We start from the raw sequence: 2,026 nt of genomic DNA, 5'->3' as shown, positions 1-2,026 counted from the left end.
GTGGGATGGGTAGGGGAGCGTCGTGTGCCGGGTGAAGCAGCCGCGGAAGCGAGTTGTGGACGGTTCACGAGTGAGAATGCAGGCATGAGTAGCGATACACACGTGAGAAACGTGTGCGCCGATTGACTAAGGGTTCCTGGGTCAAGCTGATCTGCCCAGGGTAAGTCGGGACCTAAGGCGAGGCCGACAGGCGTAGTCGATGGACAACCGGTTGATATTCCGGTACCCGCTTTGAAACGCCCAATACTGAATCAGGCGATGCTAAGTCCGTGAAGCCGGCCCGATCTCTTCGGAGTTGAGGGTAGTGGTGGAGCCGATGAACCAGACTTGTATTAGGTAAGCGATGGGGTGACGCAGGAAGGTAGTCCAGCCCGGGCGGTGGTAGTCCCGGGGTAAGGGTGTAGGCCGTGTGGTAGGTAAATCCGTCACACATTGAGGCTGAGACCTGATGCCGAGCCGATTGTGGTGAAGTGGATGATCCTATGCTGTCGAGAAAAGCCTCTAGCGAGTTTCATGGCGGCCCGTACCCTAAACCGACTCAGGTGGTCAGGTAGAGAATACCGAGGCGTTCGGGTGAACTATGGTTAAGGAACTCGGCAAAATGCCCCCGTAACTTCGGGAGAAGGGGGGCCATCACTGGTGATCCGATTTACTCGGTGAGCTGGGGGTGGCCGCAGAGACCAGCGAGAAGCGACTGTTTACTAAAAACACAGGTCCGTGCGAAGCCGTAAGGCGATGTATACGGACTGACGCCTGCCCGGTGCTGGAACGTTAAGGGGACCGGTTAGCTGACTTTCGGGTCGGCGAAGCTGAGAACTTAAGCGCCAGTAAACGGCGGTGGTAACTATAACCATCCTAAGGTAGCGAAATTCCTTGTCGGGTAAGTTCCGACCTGCACGAATGGCGTAACGACTTCTCGACTGTCTCAACCATAGGCCCGGTGAAATTGCACTACGAGTAAAGATGCTCGTTTCGCGCAGCAGGACGGAAAGACCCCGGGACCTTTACTATAGTTTGATATTGGTGTTCGGTTCGGCTTGTGTAGGATAGGTGGGAGACTTTGAAGCGGCCACGCCAGTGGTTGTGGAGTCGTCGTTGAAATACCACTCTGGTCGTGCTGGATGTCTAACCTGGGTCCGTGATCCGGATCAGGGACAGTGTCTGATGGGTAGTTTAACTGGGGCGGTTGCCTCCTAAAGAGTAACGGAGGCGCCCAAAGGTTCCCTCAGCCTGGTTGGCAATCAGGTGTTGAGTGTAAGTGCACAAGGGAGCTTGACTGTGAGACCGACGGGTCGAGCAGGGACGAAAGTCGGGACTAGTGATCCGGCAGTGGCTTGTGGAAGCGCTGTCGCTCAACGGATAAAAGGTACCCCGGGGATAACAGGCTGATCTTCCCCAAGAGTCCATATCGACGGGATGGTTTGGCACCTCGATGTCGGCTCGTCGCATCCTGGGGCTGGAGTCGGTCCCAAGGGTTGGGCTGTTCGCCCATTAAAGCGGTACGCGAGCTGGGTTTAGAACGTCGTGAGACAGTTCGGTCCCTATCCGCTGTGCGCGTAGGAATATTGAGAAGGGCTGTCCCTAGTACGAGAGGACCGGGACGGACGAACCTCTGGTGTGCCAGTTGTCCTGCCAAGGGCATGGCTGGTTGGCTACGTTCGGAAAGGATAACCGCTGAAAGCATCTAAGCGGGAAGCCTGCTTCGAGATGAGTATTCCCACCCTCTTGAAGGGTTAAGGCTCCCAGTAGACGACTGGGTTGATAGGCCAGATGTGGAAGCCCGGTAACGGGTGGAGCTGACTGGTACTAATAGGCCGAGGGCTTGTCCTCAGTTGCTCGCGTCCACTGTGTTAGTTCTGAAATAACGAACGGCCGTGTTGTGTTCCGGTGTTGGTTAATTTCATAGTGTTTCGGTGGTCATTGCGTTAGGGAAACGCCCGGTTACATTCCGAACCCGGAAGCTAAGCCTTTCAGCGCCGATGGTACTGCAGGGGGGACCCTGTGGGAGAGTAGGACGCCGCCGAAC

At 56.1% G+C, this 2,026-nt stretch carries 2 rRNA genes (1 of these 2 cut by a window edge); both read left to right on the top strand.

Features of this window, described 5'->3' with window-relative positions:
- Window positions 1–1,830: ribosomal RNA gene (locus tag ACFVW8_RS38270) — 23S ribosomal RNA — on the top strand; it begins 1,370 nt to the left of the window's first position.
- A gap of 79 nt (window positions 1,831–1,909) precedes the next feature.
- Window positions 1,910–2,026 (top strand): 5S ribosomal RNA (gene rrf / locus ACFVW8_RS38265).

The sequence above is a fragment of the Streptomyces sp. NPDC058221 genome, assembly GCF_042882365.1.
Lineage (GTDB): Bacteria > Actinomycetota > Actinomycetes > Streptomycetales > Streptomycetaceae > Streptomyces.
The sequence above is the reverse complement of the archived record's forward strand: the minus strand, read 5'-3'. Positions and strand labels throughout refer to the sequence as shown.